This is a genomic window from Flagellimonas halotolerans, assembly GCF_035818535.1.
GTDB lineage: Bacteria > Bacteroidota > Bacteroidia > Flavobacteriales > Flavobacteriaceae > Flagellimonas > Flagellimonas halotolerans.
Map to the genome: position 1 here is coordinate 43736 of NZ_JAYKYV010000003.1, position 17682 is coordinate 61417.

General features: G+C 41.1%; 15 protein-coding genes. 9 read left to right on the top strand and 6 right to left on the bottom strand.

The genetic code is table 11. The features are described 5' to 3' along the window. The first annotated feature begins 7 nt into the window (after positions 1-7). On the top strand, positions 8-1837 hold the full coding sequence (locus tag VM932_RS04840; RefSeq protein ID WP_326277425.1) for a TonB-dependent receptor plug domain-containing protein: 1830 nt from the start codon (positions 8-10) through the stop codon (positions 1835-1837). A 166-nt stretch (positions 1838-2003) separates the two neighbouring features. After that, positions 2004-2873 carry a cupin-like domain-containing protein gene (locus VM932_RS04845; RefSeq protein ID WP_326277426.1) on the top strand — a complete coding sequence of 290 codons (870 nt, stop codon included), beginning with the start codon at positions 2004-2006 and terminating at the stop codon, positions 2871-2873. A gap of 5 nt (positions 2874-2878) precedes the next feature. On the opposite strand, the gene VM932_RS04850 is transcribed toward VM932_RS04845, so the two are convergent. The 4 genes from VM932_RS04850 to VM932_RS04865 form a co-directional block, all read right to left on the bottom strand. Next, on the bottom strand, positions 2879-3364 hold the full coding sequence (locus VM932_RS04850; RefSeq protein WP_326277427.1) for a regulatory protein RecX: 486 nt from the start codon (positions 3362-3364) through the stop codon (positions 2879-2881). Positions 3365-3370: 6 nt separating this feature from the next. Beyond that, positions 3371-5740, bottom strand: coding sequence for an alpha-L-rhamnosidase-related protein (locus VM932_RS04855; RefSeq protein WP_326277428.1), 2370 nt, complete (start codon positions 5738-5740; stop codon positions 3371-3373). 87 nt (positions 5741-5827) lie between these two features. After that, entirely contained in the window at positions 5828-7378 is a 1551-nt protein-coding gene (locus VM932_RS04860) for a ribonuclease E/G (RefSeq protein WP_326277429.1), read from the bottom strand. 272 nt (positions 7379-7650) lie between these two features. Further along, positions 7651-7941, bottom strand: coding sequence for an HU family DNA-binding protein (locus VM932_RS04865; protein ID WP_014032385.1), 291 nt, complete (start codon positions 7939-7941; stop codon positions 7651-7653). 124 nt (positions 7942-8065) lie between these two features. Between VM932_RS04865 and mutY the strand changes: the two genes are divergently transcribed. From mutY to gldD, 4 genes are read left to right on the top strand one after another with little or no spacing between them, the layout of a single operon-like run. Beyond that, positions 8066-9103, top strand: coding sequence for an A/G-specific adenine glycosylase (gene mutY / locus VM932_RS04870; RefSeq protein ID WP_326277430.1), 1038 nt, complete (start codon positions 8066-8068; stop codon positions 9101-9103). 23 nt (positions 9104-9126) lie between these two features. Next, complete coding sequence (locus VM932_RS04875; RefSeq protein WP_326277431.1) at positions 9127-9588, top strand: single-stranded DNA-binding protein; 462 nt, start codon at positions 9127-9129, stop codon at positions 9586-9588. 27 nt (positions 9589-9615) lie between these two features. Then, the gene (locus VM932_RS04880; RefSeq protein ID WP_326277432.1) at positions 9616-10926 is read left to right on the top strand and encodes a gliding motility-associated protein GldE; all 1311 of its coding nucleotides are present in this window, start codon (positions 9616-9618) and stop codon (positions 10924-10926) included. Continuing rightward, positions 10916-11473 carry a gliding motility lipoprotein GldD gene (gene gldD / locus VM932_RS04885; protein WP_326277434.1) on the top strand — a complete coding sequence of 186 codons (558 nt, stop codon included), beginning with the start codon at positions 10916-10918 and terminating at the stop codon, positions 11471-11473. The genes VM932_RS04880 and gldD overlap by 11 nt, the downstream gene beginning before the upstream one ends. Before the next feature lies 1 nt (position 11474). Here gldD and VM932_RS04890 read toward each other — a convergent pair whose 3' ends face one another. Beyond that, on the bottom strand, positions 11475-11909 hold the full coding sequence (locus VM932_RS04890; RefSeq protein ID WP_326277436.1) for a hypothetical protein: 435 nt from the start codon (positions 11907-11909) through the stop codon (positions 11475-11477). 132 nt (positions 11910-12041) lie between these two features. Between VM932_RS04890 and VM932_RS04895 the strand changes: the two genes are divergently transcribed. The 3 genes from VM932_RS04895 to VM932_RS04905 all read left to right on the top strand — a co-directional run bounded on the left by VM932_RS04895 (position 12042) and on the right by VM932_RS04905 (position 15545). Continuing rightward, complete coding sequence (locus tag VM932_RS04895) at positions 12042-12875, top strand: IS5 family transposase (protein ID WP_326277438.1); 834 nt, start codon at positions 12042-12044, stop codon at positions 12873-12875. 167 nt (positions 12876-13042) lie between these two features. Then, positions 13043-13366, top strand: coding sequence for a hypothetical protein (locus VM932_RS04900; RefSeq protein WP_326277439.1), 324 nt, complete (start codon positions 13043-13045; stop codon positions 13364-13366). 79 nt (positions 13367-13445) lie between these two features. Next, a complete protein-coding gene (locus VM932_RS04905) occupies positions 13446-15545 on the top strand; it encodes a TonB-dependent receptor domain-containing protein (protein ID WP_326277440.1) in 2100 nt (699 codons plus the stop codon). Positions 15546-15608: 63 nt separating this feature from the next. Here VM932_RS04905 and VM932_RS04910 read toward each other — a convergent pair whose 3' ends face one another. Continuing rightward, positions 15609-17681 (bottom strand): M16 family metallopeptidase, encoded by a 2073-nt coding sequence (locus VM932_RS04910; protein ID WP_326277441.1) that lies wholly within the window; start codon positions 17679-17681, stop codon positions 15609-15611. Position 17682: the final 1 nt, after the last annotated feature.

Below are 17682 nucleotides of genomic sequence, written 5' to 3' on the forward strand. Positions count from 1 at the left end.
TTAAATAATGAAGAAATCAATTTTATTTTCTGCGATTTTACTAGTGGGTGCTTTACAAGCACAAGCACAACAAGACGATGCTGTTAAGGTAGATTCGTTAAGCGAAGTTGTGGTAACCGCAAACCGGATCAACCTTCCATTTAAAGAAAATTCTAGAACTATAAACATAATCACCTCTAATGATATTAAAAATAGTGCAGCGGTTAATGTTACGGATTTATTGCAACAAGTTGCGGGCGTGGATATTAGAAGACGCGGTACAGGAGGTAGCCAAGCAGATTTGTACATAAGAGGAGGTGGTTTTGACCAAACCTTATTATTGATTGATGGCGTTAAAATGGACGATGCGCAAACGGGTCACCATACCATGAACGCCGCCTTACCATTAGAGGTTATAGAAAGAATAGAAATTATAAAGGGACCTGCGGCACGGGTTTTTGGACAAAATGCTTTTGCTGGAGCCATCAATATCATTACAAAAAAGAATTTGAATAGTTCCGTTTCCCTAAAAATAGAAGCGGGTTCTTTTGGACAATTAAATGGTAGCGTAACCGCTGGAGTGGATAAGGAAAACTCCTCTCATATAATACATGTGGGAAGGGTAACATCTGAAGGTTATAGAAATAACTCAGATTACGATAATGGCAATTACTTTTTAAAAAGCATTTTCAATAAAAATACACAGCCTATTGAAATGACAGCTACTTTCTTGGAGCGCAATTTTGGGGCTGAGAACTTTTACACCACCAATCCTACGTTTAACGAGTACGAAGAAACCCAAAACAGCCTTTTGGCGTTTTCTACCACCTTTAAGAAAAACAAGCTAAAAATACAGCCAAGAATCTATTGGAAACGTAATCAAGATTTATTTCTATTAAGAAGAAATGAACCAAGTTTTTTCAGAAACATGCATATATCTAACAAGATTGGCGTGGAAACCAATGCCTCTTATGTATCTAAATTGGGAATTACTGGTTTTGGGGTAGAACTTTCTAAAATATACCTAAGAAGCAACAACTTGGGTAACCGAAACCGTTTTATGTCCAACGTGTTTTTAGAACATCGTTTTAGCATTGCTGACAACAAGTTGGATGTTACTCCTGGCGTAGCATTAACCTATTTTTCAGATTTTAAGTTTCGTGCTTTTCCTGGATTGGATATAGGTTATGATCTCACCAATAATTTTAAGGTATATGGCAACATTGGTTACACCTATCGTATACCAACGTATACGGATTTGTTTTACAATGATCCTGTTACCAGTGGCAATGCAAATTTGGAACCAGAAGAAGCTTTTGCACAAGAATTGGGCTTAAAGTACACCACGCCTAAAGTTAATGCTGGCATCGCCGTATTTAATAGAGATGCAGACAATCTAATAGATTATGTGAGAAGCAATGTTTCTGAGGATGTATTTGTGGCAACAAATATTACTGAAGTAAATACCAAAGGCTTGGAGATGGACGCTGCCTATAATTTTAGATTTAAAGATTATACCCAGACATTAAGTGTTGGCTATGCGTTTTTGGACGACAATATTTTAGATCAGAATGAAGAATTGTCGCGTTACTCTTTAAATACGCTAAAACACCAATACACCACACGCTTAAGTACGCAGTTGTTCAAAAACGTACATCAAAATATAATTTATAAATATGCAGAGCGTACAACGGGGCAAACGTATAATGTTTGGGACGCTTCATTGTCGATCAAAGTAAAGCAGACAGAGTTTACCATTACTGCAAGCAATATTTTTGATGCAGATTACATCGAGTCTGGATTTGTTCCAATGCCGCCTAGTAATTTGCTTTTCGGTCTGCGTTATAGTTTTAAATAGGCGCAACAATCCATGGGAGACCAAAAACCAAAATGGTCCAGACCTGGGCATAAAATTGAAAGGGACGAATCGGCCAAGGAGAAAGGTAAATGGGTCTCATAGGGATAGGTGTTAAGACCAATTCAAATCCTTTTATTAATTTAGTGGTTTCAAATTCCTTGAAATTTTGAAGCTGAACCTTGAACAGATACCTCGGGAGAAAACCCTTTCCAAGAAAGAGTTCATCCAAAAATATTTCAGGCCCCAAAAGCCTGTTGTAATTGAGTGCTTTATTGAGGATTGGCCGGCGTATTCCAAATGGAGCTTGGACTATGTAAAAGAGGTGGCAGGGGATAAGGAAGTTCCTTTGTATGATGATCGCCCAGTAAAACACGACGAAGGTTTTAACGAACCACACGCCAAAATGAAGCTGGCCGATTATGTGGACTTGTTGAAAAGCGGCCCCACGAAATACCGTATTTTTCTTTGGAACATATTAAGAGAAGTCCCAGAACTTCAGAAAGATTTTAAGTATCCAGATTTTGGGTTACGGCTCATGAAAGGATTGCCCATGCTTTTCTTTGGCGGGGAGGATTCGCACACCTTTATGCACTACGATATTGATTTGGCCAATATATTTCACTTTCATTTTGAGGGAAAGAAACAATGCATTCTTTTTTCCCAAGACGAGACAAAATTCCTGTACAAGATTCCACATTCTTTAATTACACGGGAGGATATCGATTTTGCTGACCCCGATCTTGATAAATGGCCCGCTTTACAATATGCCAAAGGACATATTGCACATTTGGAGCATGGAAATGTTTTGTATATACCCGAAGGGTATTGGCACCACATGAAATATATTACCCCTGGGTTTTCCATGAGTCTTAGGGCGATTGCACGAAAGCCCAAAAACCTTGGAAAAGCAGTTTACAACATTTTTGTGATGCGTCATTTTGATAACCTAATGCGTAGACTAAAAGGGCAACAATGGATTGACTGGAAGAACGAAAAGGCGGTGGAGCGAACACAAAAGCTTATGCTTCAAAGGTGATTGGATTATTTTATAAGCTCATTGGCTTTTTCATATACCAAATGGCCTTCCCAACCACGATATAGCAGATAATCGGCCAATTTTTTCTTTTTTTTCAATGGATTCTTTTCTTTGATTTGTTCCAAACGTTTTCTGGCGAGTTCATCAAAGATCTGTAGGTAATCCTCGTTATTTATTTCGGAAAGGGCACTTTTAATGTTATAAGCGGAAATATCCCTTAACTTTAGTTCTCGAATGATACGGTTTGCCCCCCACTTTTTAATACTGAACTTACCTCTGGCAAAGGCCTTGGCAAAACGCTCTTCGTTGAGGAAATTTTCCTGAATCAAATGACCCAATATTTGATCTATGGCTTCAGGAATCATGTTCATACCCTTCAACTTTTCCGTAACCTCTTTGTGGCAGCGTTCTTGGTAGGCACAGTAATGCTCCATTTTTTTTGTGGCTTCATCTATGGAGTAAAATTTTTGAGAAGAAAATCCTGAATGCATTTATGTTTATTTTTTTGATACCACAATAAACCTATCCGAAAAAGTGAGTATGGTTTTACCGTTTTCCGTTGTTGTTTCTGAATTGCCTTCTGATACTATATATTCTCCTTGAGGTAAAACGAGTTTAATTTTCCAGTCTGTTTTTGTTTGTTGTAATTTAATTTGATGGGATTCTTTGGATTTTGTGTGCCATATCGAAATCTCGTTGTCTCCTACTTTTACATTTTCCAATGAAGCAGTATCCCATTGTTTTGGCATTTGTGGTTCAATGATGATTGTTTTATTGTGTGCCAAGGGATTAATCCCAAAGAACTGGTTTACAATGGGTACTGCAAAGGCATATATGTTCCACGCTTGGGTCATCATGCCATAGTCTGGGGAAACTTCGTAGATACTACCGGGTAGTGCGTAGCTAAAGGAACGGGACATTCTTTTTAAGTAATCGAGGGCTTGGTCGGGACGGCCGTAATTATTTTCTGCAACCGCTTGCACTCCCGTGGGCAATGTCATTACGGCACCGGTATAAGAAAACACCTTACTTCCCTTGAAGGAGCCAGAGTCATCAACAGCTGTCTCATCGCGATCAATTCCTGTGACGAACACTCCAAAAGGATTTGTAAATTGTTTTGCGTTGTCCAAAGCCACTATTGCTTTGGTAGAATCGGCTATACCCATTTCCATGGGAGTGTTTACTACCCAATTGTGGTAAAGAACAAAGGGTCTGGGCTCGTTCGACGGATTGCTCAAAATTTGTTTTTTTGTAGTTTCAAGTTCTTCAATTGCCCATGGTTTGTTGAGCGTATCTGCCCTGACCAAGGCATCTTCTATTAATTGCAGGGCCTGCTCGTCCGTTCCAATAAAATCTGCATAGGATTGAAAAGTTTCCGACCAAAATTCAGTGTTTATTTTCTCCTTTAGCTGATCCGCCAATTTCCGATACTCTCTGGCCAATTCAGTTTCGTTCAACTCTCTGGCCATAAGCGCGGCATCTGCAAAAGCTCTTTGCGTGTAAGCAGCAACATCAATCATTTCACTGTCGAGACCGTGTATTTCCATCATGCCAAAACCATCTGGAAATAGATTTTTATTGTCATCATTTTCCTCCAATAGCCATTTCAAGCCTTTTTTTATCGTTGGAAAATATTTTTCAAGAAATTCTTTATCACCGTTCCATTTATAGATTTCCCAAATCAATGATGCAAATTGAGGAGTTTCATTAATATTTCCTTTATTGAAAACAACACCGTTTGTGGACATTTCGTGAAGAATTCTTCCATTGCCATTGACCGCCATGGAAACACTGTCCAAAAGCCTGATTGTTTGCTCCACAATTTTATCTTGACCAATAGCCATATACCCTTTAAGTGCATACTCACTGTCCACTCCAAACCACCAAGGGTAGTCCGCAATCCCTGCGCCAATGCCGGTACCTGTCTCTGGCACGGTTCGCACCAACCAGTCGCAATTGTACTTCAGCCACTCAAAAGCTTGCTGTAACTGTTTGTCTGGAATGGTCAGTTTGGATTGTAGGGCCAATTGTTTGTACCGTACCTTTTTTTCTTCTGCCCTTGAGGCATAGTTTGCCAAAATATCACGATATGTGTTAATGGCTTCTTCTTCCGATTGATAGGACCCAGCTACGGAAAAATTTAGAACTGTTTCCGATTCGGCAGGAATTGTAACCGCATAGGTAAGTGAGTTGGAGGCTCCATTGGGTTTAAGAATGTTGGAAAGGTTTTCAGCATCAACTGGTGTTCGGTCGGATCCAAAAACATTGTACCAAGGATTGATACTGTCTTTCACCACCCAATACGATTCTTCGAAAAAGCTGGAGTCTTTGGAGTCAATCATATTGGAGCGTTCTCCCAGCCATGTTGGCCTTAGGTTGGTGTGCCCCACAAAGTTGAGCTTTCCCTCAAAGTTTTCCTCTCCCAAGTTTTTTAGGATGAACTGTATAAAGATTCCCTGCGTCTCGTCGGGAACAAATTGAATCCGTTCAATGAGCAGTCCCTCATTTTCAAATGTATAGGTATGTTTATTGGCAAATGGATAGTTGGTAAAACTGGAGGCACTGTCCAAAGGAAGTGTACCCTGTTCGGTAGTCAGTTCCACTTCAAAGCCGTCCATCAGCTTTATGGGGTGGTTCCAGACACCTCCCATCTCGCCCTTAATGTGCCAGCCCAATGGCGGAAACCTACCATCTTGATGGCCCACCATGTACACCCTGTCTCCCGAGGTAACATAAGGAGACTTCAAGTAACTTTCTTTACCCGTTATGTTTGGGGAATCTATTAAAATACTGGTTAGTGGATGTTCGGTGGGGGTGGAACACGCCAAAATGAATAGACCTAGTATGGCGGAAAGTATTTTTCTCATGGTAGGGATGTTGAATATCAAAAATAGGGTTTTGTCGTTAACTGGTGAATACAAAAAAAGCGACCCCGTTTCTGGAGTCGCTTCTTATTATGGATGTATTGTTTTACCGTCTTTATCCTTAAAACGATATTCTAAGTACTTGTAAGCATCCCGTGGTTGGATTTTAATCCACTTTTTATAGGTTTTAAACCATTTGGAACGGATGGAAGGGAATCCTTTGGTAAGGTAAGCTGCAATAAACGGGTGTATATTCAATACAATTCCGTTGTTTTTGCGGTCTGGCTTAAGAATTCGCTCTAAATCTGACTGAATTTTGTCGATCAATACAATTGGAGCTTCAACTTCGGCTCCCGTCCCATTCGGGTTTTCCTCACTGGTTTTGATATTCATTTCCGGACGCACCCTTTGCCTTGTAATTTGTACAAGGCCGAATTTACTGGGTGGCAAAATCTTGTGTTTTGCCCTGTCGTCTTTCATTTCATCCCTAAGGTGATCAAACAATTTTCGTCTGTGGTCACCTTTGGTCATATCAATAAAATCCACCACAATGATCCCGCCCATATCGCGCAAACGCAATTGCCTTGCAATTTCGGTTGCGGCCAATAGGTTCACTTCAAGTGCGGTATCTTCTTGGTTTTTCGCCTTGTTGGAGCGGTTGCCACTGTTTACATCTATTACGTGCAAAGCCTCGGTATGCTCTATAACAAGGTAAGCCCCGCGGCTCATGGAAGCTGTTCGGCCAAATGAGGTCTTGATTTGACGTTCTATCCCGAATTTTTCAAAAATCGGGGCCGAACCGGTGTACAACTTTACAATGGATTCTTTTTGAGGTGCAATTTCATGCAAATAATCCTTGATCTGGTTGTAGAGTGTTTCTTCATCAACGTGAATTCCGGTAAAGGAATCGTTGAAGACATCCCTAAGGATGGATGACGCCCTGTTCAGTTCCACCAAAACTTTGGATGGATGTGACGCCCGCTGCAATTTCTTGCACATGTTTGTCCATTTGGAAAACAAATTCTGTAGATCTTTGTCCAGTTCTGCAACCTTTTTGCCTTCTGCTACGGTACGTATGATTACTCCAAATCCCTTGGGCTTAATACTTTTTACAAGCCTTATAAGTCTGTCCTTTTCCTCTTTGCTCGCTATTTTTTGGGATACCGAGACTCTATCGGAAAAAGGCACCATGACCAAAAATCGCCCGGCTATGGAAAGCTCGGAGCTTATTCTTGGTCCCTTTGTTGATATGGGCTCTTTTACTATTTGTACCAGTAGTGACTGATTGGCTTTTAGCACATCGTTGATGCTGCCATTCTTGTCAATGTCTTTTTCAAATGGAAAATTTTTCAGGGAGTAATCTTTTAGTTTCCCTGTTCTAGCTTGTTTAATGAATTTTAACATGGAAGACAGTTGCGGGCCCAGGTCATGGTAGTGCAGGAACGCATCTTTTTCATAACCTACATTAACAAATGCTGCATTTAGGCCTGTAACGGGTTTTCTGATCTTGGCTAGGAAGATATCCCCTACGGAAAAGTTATTGTTGTCTTCTTCTTTGTGTAATTCTACTAATTTTCCATCCTTTAGTAAGGCAAAATCGACTGCATCGGGCGTAGATCTTACTATTAATTCTCTATTCACCTGAATCGATTTTTATTTATCCCACATGAATTTTGAGATAAATGATTAAACAATATATAGTATCGGTTATTTTTCGAACCGATTGAAATTCGTTTCTTGAATCTCTATGTCAAAGAACGTGATAGGGTAAAACGAAAAAGTAGTTGAAACAACTACTTTTTCTTGTGTCGGTTAGCTCTTCTGCGTTTCTTGCGCTTGTGCGTGGCTACCTTATGTCTTTTTCTTTTCTTTCCACTCGGCATATGGCTCTTGCTTTAGTGTTGTTAATTATATTATTTTACTTGTACGTTTGTCTTTACGCCTTCCACAAAAACTTTGGCCGGCTTAAATGCAGGAATATTGTGTGCAGGAATTTTAATGGTAGTGTTCTTAGAGATATTTCTACCTGTCTTTTCCGCTCTGGTCTTGATGATAAAACTACCAAAACCTCTTAAATAAACATTATCACCATTCTCCAAGGATGATTTTACCTCTTCCATAAAGGATTCTACTGTCGCTTGCACATCTCCTTTTTCAATACCTAGTTTTTCTGAGATCCTAGTTACAATATCTGCTTTCGTCATTACTTCTAATTAATTTTCTAATTTTTTTCGGCTTGCAAATATAAACATTAAAATTAATCTTTCCCTTTAACCCTTTAATTTTAAGTATATAAACTGATACATTTGAGCTTTATTACTTTATCGAATGACTTTTGCCCCAAAAATCCTGAATTGGTACCGTAAACACAAACGTGAGCTCCCCTGGAGAGAAACGCGGGAACCCTATAAAGTTTGGTTGTCGGAAATTATACTGCAACAGACCCGTGTGGCGCAGGGGATGCCCTATTATTATAGCTTTGTGGAGGCTTTCCCCACAGTTTATGACCTTGCGAACGCCCCTGAAGAGCAGGTGCTGAAACTTTGGCAAGGACTGGGTTATTACTCCCGCGCACGCAATTTGCACGCCACGGCCAAAATGGTCGTGGAAGATTTTAACGGGGAATTTCCAAAGACCTATAAAGAATTGAAATCTTTAAAGGGTGTTGGCGATTATACGGCCAGTGCCATCGTATCTTTCTGTTTTGATGTTGCGGAACCCGTAGTAGATGGAAATGTTTATCGTGTACTGTCCAGATATTTTGGGGTGGATATACCTATTAATGGTACGCAGGGCATCAAATATTTTAAGGAACTCGCCCGGGAGGTGATGGATGAAAGGAATATAAGAGATTATAATCAGGGGATAATGGAGTTTGGTGCCATACAATGTGCGCCCAAAAAACCCTACTGTTTATTGTGCCCACTTCAAGACAGTTGTGTGGCGCTAAAAGATGATAAAGTTGACCTTCTGCCAGTAAAACAGAACAAAACCAAGGTTAGAAATCGCTACTTTAATTATATGGTATTGTTGGATGAAGTCGAAAACACTATCTTGGAGCAACGAAAGGGAAAGGGTATTTGGCAGAATCTGTACCAGTTCCCATTGATAGAGTCGGATAAAAGGCTTCAGGCCGAAGCATTGGGGCCATTGATCAAGGAAAAAGGGGATATTCCAGCAATCAAATCGTTGTCATTATATAATAGTGAACCCATTGTGCACAAACTATCTCACCAACATTTGCACACACAATTTTGGATCCTAAGAACTTCTCATATATTAAAGGAAGGAACACCATGGAAACAAATTGGTGATTTTCCAGTACCAGTTTTGATAGCAGATTTCATCAAGACATTGAAAATTTAGTACTTTTGATTAATTAAAGAGATATGAGCGGAACATTGAACAAAGTAATGCTGATCGGGCATTTGGGAGACGAAGTGAAAATGCACTATTTTGAAGGCGGAAACTGTATCGGTAGATTCCCTTTGGCCACCAATGAGACCTATACCAATAGGCAAACCGGCGAAAGAGTGACCAATACAGATTGGCACAATATTGTTGTGCGCAACAAGGCCGCTGAAATTTGTGAAAAGTACCTTAGTAAGGGTGACAAGGTTTATGTGGAGGGCCGTTTAAAAAACAGGCAATGGCAAGGTGAGGACGGTAATACCCGATACACCACCGAAGTGCACGTACAGGATTTTACCTTTTTAACGACCAAAAAGGAAAGCATGGCCAATGCACAATCATCAGGTTCGTCCCCTAACTACCAAGAGCCATCCAAGGCTGAAAGCCCTGCTGCGCCTACCGATAATTCGGAGGAAGAGGATGACGACCTGCCATTCTAAATAAAACACTAAAAAAGCAATATTAAATTGGATCCCGAGCCCCATTGTTTGGCAATTTATCTTACCACATTTAGTGGAATATTCCCTTTAAAAATTGTTGTGCTGATACTGCTCTTGGCTGGCTCAGCTTTGATTTCGGCCGCAGAGGTAGCACTTTTTGGCCTGTCACAGACCGATGTCAACGAAATGCAGGAGAGCAATTCTTCCCGAAGCAAATTGATTGTGGAGTTATTGACCAAGCCCAAAAAGTTATTGGCCACCATCTTGATTACCAATAATGCCATTAATATCGGAATTGTATTGCTGTTCAGTTCCATAGGTGATACGATTTTTGAAGGAATTGATGGAACGTTGCGTTTTTTGTTGGAAGTAGTTGTGGCCACCTTTCTGATCTTGATGTTTGGGGAAATCCTTCCGAAAATCTATGCCAACCGTAATCGAGTGCAGTTTTCGCAATTTATAGCGGTTCCCCTAAAAGTATTGAGCTATATTTTTACGCCATTGAGCTCACCAATGCGCTACGTAACCTTGTTTATGGAAGATAAATTGGGAAAGAAAAAATCCAATTTGAGTATCAACCATCTTTCCCAAGCCTTGGAACTGGCCTCTGAAGGAGATACCACAAAGGAAGAACAGAAAATATTGGAGGGTATTGTAACCTTCGGAAACACCGACACCAAGCAAGTAATGCGGCCAAGGATAGACATCTTCGCGGTCAACGAGAAAATGAAGTTTCCAGAAATACTAGAAGAAATCAAAAAGAACGGATATTCCCGAATTCCCGTATTTGCGGAAAATATGGACAATGTTATGGGCGTTCTTTATGTGAAGGATTTGCTGCCCTATATTGAGAGGAAGAGTTTTAACTGGATGTCGCTGATCCGCGAACCTTACTTTGTGCCGGAAAACAAGAAACTGGATGATTTGCTGTTGGAATTTCAGGACAAAAAAAATCATTTGGCCGTAGTGGTGGACGAGTATGGCGGTACATCTGGAATTGTTACTCTGGAAGATATTATTGAGGAAATCGTGGGGGATATCAGCGATGAATTTGATGATGAAGACCTGGTATTCTCCAAATTGGACGATTACAATTATGTGTTTGATGGCAAAACAGCCTTAAAGGATTTTTATCGTGTGGTAAAAATAGAAGAGGAAGATGAGTTTGAAAGCAAAAAGGGCGAATCTGAAACTATAGCAGGGTTTGTGCTTGAAATATCAGGTAGTTTTCCAAAAATAGGAGAAAAGGTTTTGTTCAAGGATTACAAGTTTATTGTGGAAAGTATGGACAAAAAAAGATTGAAACGTATAAAAGTAACATTGCCACATGAAGTATAACATTTTCTTTTTTATTGGTCTTGCCGTATTTTTTATTGGGTGTAAGGGTGAGGTTTTGCCAAAACCCAAAGCTATGCTTCGGTTGGATTATCCGGTTGCTGAGTACGCAAAGTCCAGCCCTGATTGTGTGTATACTTTTGATAAAAACATCCTTTCTGAAATCAAGGAAAGTAAGGATTGTTCCATGGTTCTGGACTATCCAATGATGAACGGGTCAATCTACCTCACTTACAAACCGGTTCAAGGCAATTTGGACACCTTGCTTGTAGATGCACAGAAACTATCTTATGAGCACGTGGTAAAAGCCGATAACATTGCGGAACAACCATTTATTAATCAAGAAGATGGCGTGTACGGAATGTTCTACGAAGTAAGTGGCAATGCAGCATCGCAATCGCAATTTTATGTAACAGACAGTATCAACCATTTTGTAACAGGCTCTCTGTATTTTTACGCAAAACCCAACTACGATTCCATTCTTCCCGCAGCCATGTACCTACAGAACGATATCCGAAGGATTATGGAAAGTTTGCGGTGGAAAAATTGATTTATTGCACTGAATCCTTAGCGAGTAGCGCTTCGGCCCTTGCAATACTGCCATTTATTTTTTCCTTGACCATTATCACTTTTTCTTCTTCCTCATCCAACCATCGCTTTTTTTCTTCGGAAAGCTCCTTGCCGTTTAAGATCTCTTCGTGATTGAATCTATCACCAAAATCCTTCATCCAGTCCATCATGGTTTTATGTGCATCTCGAAGATCTTTCATAGCGATTTCGTATTGCTGCCCCGTTTTGGTGGAATCCACTTTAGGTTTTAGCTCCCCGACCAATTTACCTATGGTTCCCATTTTGGGCATTACCTCATCATGGATGGCCATCACTTTTTCCATTTGGGTTGTACTTTCGGTAGTTTTTTTTTCTTCTTTACAGGAGGAACTCAAAAATAAAATGGCACAGCTTAGGATAAAAAAGGTTTTTTTCATGGATTTTTATTTAACTACAAAAATAAACAACTGTCAAACATCATTATGAAGTGATTTAAACTTTTTTGGATCGAAAGAAAGGGTTGCGGATATTTGTGTTGCCAAACATAAATAATTCCAAAACAACCCTTTATGTACAGTGTACTTGACAAAGATATGATAGAAATGGAAATTGTGCCATTTATACCGAGAACAAAAAGAGGTTTCCCTCCGACCGTTCCCCTTGGGGAGATTGTCAACGCGATCCTGTATAAGCTCAAGACGGGGGTACAATGGAACCAGTTGCCGGTAAGGGCGCTATTCTCAGGGAGGGCCCTTAGCTGGCAATCGGTCTACCACCATTATCGGAAGTGGTGCCTATCAGGGACCTGGAAGGATTGTTGGACAAAGTTCATGAGCAGGCACAGGGCCGAGCTGGACCTTTCCAGCGTGGACCTTGACGGTAGCCATACGCCGGCGATAAGGGGCGGCCATAGCGTGGAATACCAGGGAAGGAAGAAGAGGAAAACTACCAACGCCCTGTACCTGACCGATAGGCAGGGACTGCCCTTGGCCATGTCCGAGCCCGTGGCGGGCAACCATAACGACCTCTATGATATAGAGGTGCAGTTCGAGGTGGTCACGGGAACGCTCGAACAGGCCGATATCACGGTGGAGGGGCTGTTCCTGAACGCCGATGCCGGTTTCGATTCCAAGGATTTCCGAAGCTCCTGCGCCAACAAGGAGATAAACGCGAACGTATGTTTCAACAAACGCAACGGGAATACCGATCGGGACGAATATTTCGATAAGGAACTTTACGATCAACGATATGCCGTGGAACGCACCAATGCGTGGATGGACAGCTTCCGATCGCTGCTCAACAGGTTCGATACGACGGTCGAAAGCTGGAAAGGGTTCAACTATCTCGCGTTCATCGTAATAGCTCTTAAAAAATTCAACAGGAAAAAGAAGAAAAAAGTTTAAACCACTTCTATATAATAAAGGACTAATATGTGTTAATTAATGATTATTCTCATATTCTTGCCATTGAGTAAGATTTATCTTTGCAACTTAAATAAAACTCGTTGCAAAGGATACAGTCCATATTTAGTCCCAAAAACCTTTTTGCTTGTCTTTTCATTGTTTTGATAATGATAAGCAATCTCCGTTTTTCATCAATGTACGTGTATTACTGTTTGGATAGGGATGGGTTTATAGAGGAACTTTGCGAAAACAAGGACAAACCGGAACTTAATTGCGATGGCAAATGTATGTTGGCCCAAATGCTCCGTGCCCAAGCGGAGGATGAAGAGCCCATGCCGGTAATCGGTTGGGAAGAAGTCAGGATCTTTTTTATGGAAATACCTAGCTACAACATACCAAATAGCATTGAGGCTAACCCTAACTCATTTTATTACTCAGAATCCTATTCATATCGTTTTAGCGATACCCTCATTAAACCGCCTATGGCTTAAGGTTTTACAATAAAAACGGCAAACACCCATTGCCGAACATGTATAATCTTAACATAAAATCAAAATGAATAAAAGTGCGATGGCAAAACTTTGTGTTTTGCTTTTTGGGGCCAGTGTGTCCTATGCGCAAGTGTCAAATGCGCAAGATACCTTATCAAAAGCACCGGTACAATTGGATGAGGTACTGGTAGAGGGAAAACGAAAAACAGATCCGGTTTTGTCCTCATTTAAGAGCGAACCGGAAAAGAAAATTGTCCAATCCAAGAATGTGGCCGATTTATTTAAGGATATCAATGGCTTTAATCTGATTAAACGGGGTAACTATGCCATAGATCCGTCTTTTCGGGCTTCTCAATATGAGCAGCTCAATGTTCAATTTAATGGAGGAACCAAGGTGATGCACGCCTGTCCCAATAGGATGGACCCCATTACCACTCATGTGACCCCAGAAGAGATAGAGCGGGTAGAAGTGGTTAAAGGGCCATATACCTTTAGATACGGGCCCACCTTTGGTGGCATTGTGAATTTGGTGACCCAAGAGGTTGAAAAACAAGATAAAGGCTATCATGGCAAAGTAAACTTTGGAGCGGAGAACAACGGAAATGCCATTACCAGTTTTGCAAATATAAAGTATGTTGGTCAGCAGTTTGATGTGAACCTTAATTTCGGACTCCGTGATTTTGGCAACTATGAGGACGGAGATGGAAATGAGGTGCCATCGTCTTTTAAAAGTACCGATTATGGTGTTCAAGTAGGATACAATCCAACAAAAAACCAGAGGATTCAGCTAGGATTCCGGCAATCTTTTGGAAGGGATGTACTGCATGCCGGACTGCCCATGGATACTGAGGAAGATAACAGCAATGTATTTTCTGTCGACTATAAATTGGACAATGTGTCCGATCGGTTAAAAGCCTTGAGCGCCAAGATATATCGTTCCAAAGTGGACCACCTTATGACCAATGAACTAAGACCCACTTTTATGATGACAGAGGCGGTATCAGAAGTGGACGCCACAACCCTTGGTGGAAGAGTGGAACTGGAATGGCGACCAGCCACCAATTTTAAGCTCTACACAGGAATTGATGCATTTTCAGTTGGGAGAACGGGAACCAGGACCCGTTTGGTGAAAAGGAACATAATGACTGGGGAAACACTCCCCATGCCCATGGAATTTGTGGATGAGGTATGGCAAGATTCCCAAATTGATGATTACGGAGCGTTTGTAGAGGGTAAATATCCGTTATCCAAAAGGTTGTTGCTGAATGTAGGGGCGAGGTATGATATGGTTCTGTCCAAAACAGATGCACCAGCAGATGATTTTGTTGCCGAATATCCCGATTTGGATACAAGAACGGAGCATAATTTTAGTACAACAGCATCATTTAAATATATGGCCACATCCAATCTTTTATTGGAATTGGCTTATGGTAGAGGAGTGCGTTCCGCCAATATGGTCGAACGCTTTATCAACCATTTTTCGGTCGGGCAAGATCCATACGAATATGTGGGCAACCCTTATTTGGACGCCGAGATAAACAATCAATTTGAGTTGGGCGTTAAAGCAAATACCAATTTTGAGGGATATGCTTTCAACCGATTGGACTATGGAGCCTCTGTCTATTATGCTATCTATGACAATTATATTGTTCCTGTGATAGACCCATCTTTGGATAAAAAATACATGCCCATGGCGGAACCTACCGAAGTAAAAAGATTCACCAATTTGAATGATGCTTACAAAACAGGGTTTGAAGTTTTTGGGGAATTGGCCTTTTTGGAAGATTTCACCTTTAAAACGGAATTGTCCTATGTCTATGCCAAGAATCAAGATTTGGATGAATCCCTTCCCTTGACACCACCTTTGGTGAGCCGCTTCAACTTAAGTTTTGAGAGAGAAATGATTTGGGCCAGGGCAACCTATACGCTTACATCGGAACAGTCCAATATTGCTAATTCCTTTGGAGAGCAAAGTACGGATGGTTATGGGGTTGTGGATTTGCGTTTTGGTGCAAAGCCCTTCGAACATTTGACCGTCGGTGTGGCATTATCCAATATTTTTGATGAGACCTACAACAATCACCTGAATTTCTCTTTTGTGAACCAAGCGGATTATGGTCGGGTACCCATCAATGATCCTGGAAGAAACTTATCTGCTTTTATACAGTACAGTTTTTAGCAAATTGATGAACATTAAAAAAGGCGCTCCAGAAAGAGCGCCTTTTATGTGATAAAGTCTTTTTTATTTAAAGTCTGATGCCTCGACTCCTTCGTTTACTTTGATTTCCTTTACATTAAATTCAAAGTTTTGAGGCCCCATGCTCTGCATCAGCTTGAATGGGAATTTGATGCCTGAAACTTCTTGGTAATCACTGTACCCCAATGTACTCGTCATTTGCTGGCCTTGTACTTCCTGAGTGTTGATTTCCTGAACTTTTAGACCGGTTTCCACATCGTAGAAAGCGGTTTTGCTGTCGTTTATTTTTAGCCTGTAGGCCTTTTTGTCGCCCACAGGCTCAACACCTTCCAAGGCAACATCGCCTGCAGCCAAGTAATTCAATTCAGGGAAAGCGGCAGATTCTTCTTTGATTTTTTCAATTTCCTTTGGGGAAAGGTCTTTTCGTTGGCCTTGCACCACCATGTAGCCACTATCGCCATCCAAAACCTGTTTTTGCATGGAGTTGCCCTGTACTTTTACATTTTTCATAAATTGGTCTTGGGACGTTTTCTTCATCTCAAGTTCCAATTTCATGCCCTGCATTTCTGCTTCCGCCAACATGGAATAAGAATCCACGCCTTCCAGTTTGGATTTTCCGCCAATGGCCTCAATATAGTTTTTCAATACAGTATTGGCATCCATCCCTTCGGGAACCGCGGCATTATAGTCAGGCTTTTCCGTTTTGTTGGCATATTTATCATAATAGAGAACAGGAATTGTTTTCCCTTTAAAGGTCACTTTTTCCAAGTTTTCCAAAACATCGCTTCCCTTTCCGGTAACAACTACACGGGCATTGGTGGTGGAAAAGTGCTTTTTGGCTGCTTGGAGCACATCTTCTTTGGTAATGGCGTCCAATCGTTCCAGATAGGTTTCGTAAAAATTCTTTGGAAGATCCTCGGTCTCTATGTTCAGTGCATACTCGGCAACGGTTTCAGGTTTTTCGAGGGCCATCACAAAGCTTCCTGCATATTTGGCCTTTGCATTAGCCAGTTCTTCATCGGAGACAGGCTCGGAAGTTATTTTATCTATCTCTTTCAAGATTTCGACCACGGAGCTATCGGTAACGGCATTTCTAACTTGCGCATAGGCGTTAAAACGCATTGGACTAAATTTATTGGCCCTTAATCCGGAATAGGAACCGTAGGTGTACCCTTTGTCCTCTCTCAAATTTTTGAACAACCTTGCCTGTCCACCGCCACCTAATATTCTATTGGCCAAAAGGGCATCCAGATAGTCCTCGTCCTTCATTTTTAAGTGGGTGATGTTTTCCACCGCTACTTCGGACTGCACAGCGTTGGGCATATCCACAAAATTGATTTGGGTGTACTGCACATCTTTTGGGTCGGAATAGCTAAAAGAAGGCGGGGCTGCTTTGGACCAGGGAGTGAACGCCTTGGTCACCAATTCTTTCACGTTTTCAAATTCTACATCACCGATTACTACCAAATAAGCGTTGGCGGGAACAAAATAAGATCGGTAGAATTGCTCCACATCGAGTAGGGTTACATTGTTAACGGTTTCCTCGGTCATAAATTCACCAAAAGGGTGATTTTTTCCGTAGGCCAAGGCCAATTGAACCCTGTCCGCAATGGCGGAAACGTCTTTTTCTTGGGACTTGATTCCAGTAAGGACTTTCTCTTTCTCTTTCTCAAACTCTTCTTGAAGGAAATTTGGATTGAGTGCGGCATCGGCCATCAATTCCAAAATTCTTGGGAAATATTTGGACAAGGAACTTGCCAAGGCACTTTGATCACCAATGTAGATATTGGCACCTAAGAAATCCACTTCTTCATAAAATTCGTCTTTTGGGATGTTTTTGGACCCTTTGCCCAACATGCTTCCCGTAAGTGCGGATACCCCAGCTTTGTCACCCTCTAAAATAGGTGGGTTGTCAATGGAAAGCTGAATGCGAACCCTGGGTAATTTGTGGTTTTCCACTACCAGGACCTTCAAGCCATTTTTAAGCTCAAAACGGGCAGGTTCTTTTAAGTTGATCTTGGGAGCTGGCCCTGGTTCAGGTTGCGTACTCCTATCAATTTGTGCGTATGAGGCTGTCATGCATAAGGACAGCACAGCTAAAATTAAATATTTTTTCATC

Coding starts and splice junctions, on each gene's coding strand:
- VM932_RS04840 (WP_326277425.1), top strand. CDS start 8: ATGAAGAAATCAATTTTATTTTCTGCGATTTTACTAGTGGGTGCTTTA.
- VM932_RS04850 (WP_326277427.1), bottom strand. CDS start 3,364: ATGCATTCAGGATTTTCTTCTCAAAAATTTTACTCCATAGATGAAGCC.
- VM932_RS04855 (WP_326277428.1), bottom strand. CDS start 5,740: ATGAGAAAAATACTTTCCGCCATACTAGGTCTATTCATTTTGGCGTGT.
- VM932_RS04865 (WP_014032385.1), bottom strand. CDS start 7,941: ATGACGAAAGCAGATATTGTAACTAGGATCTCAGAAAAACTAGGTATT.
- mutY (WP_326277430.1), top strand. CDS start 8,066: ATGACTTTTGCCCCAAAAATCCTGAATTGGTACCGTAAACACAAACGT.
- VM932_RS04875 (WP_326277431.1), top strand. CDS start 9,127: ATGAGCGGAACATTGAACAAAGTAATGCTGATCGGGCATTTGGGAGAC.
- gldD (WP_326277434.1), top strand. CDS start 10,916: ATGAAGTATAACATTTTCTTTTTTATTGGTCTTGCCGTATTTTTTATT.
- VM932_RS04890 (WP_326277436.1), bottom strand. CDS start 11,909: ATGAAAAAAACCTTTTTTATCCTAAGCTGTGCCATTTTATTTTTGAGT.
- VM932_RS04895 (WP_326277438.1), top strand. CDS start 12,042: ATGTACAGTGTACTTGACAAAGATATGATAGAAATGGAAATTGTGCCA.
- VM932_RS04900 (WP_326277439.1), top strand. CDS start 13,043: ATGATAAGCAATCTCCGTTTTTCATCAATGTACGTGTATTACTGTTTG.
- VM932_RS04905 (WP_326277440.1), top strand. CDS start 13,446: ATGGCAAAACTTTGTGTTTTGCTTTTTGGGGCCAGTGTGTCCTATGCG.
- VM932_RS04910 (WP_326277441.1), bottom strand. CDS start 17,681: ATGAAAAAATATTTAATTTTAGCTGTGCTGTCCTTATGCATGACAGCC.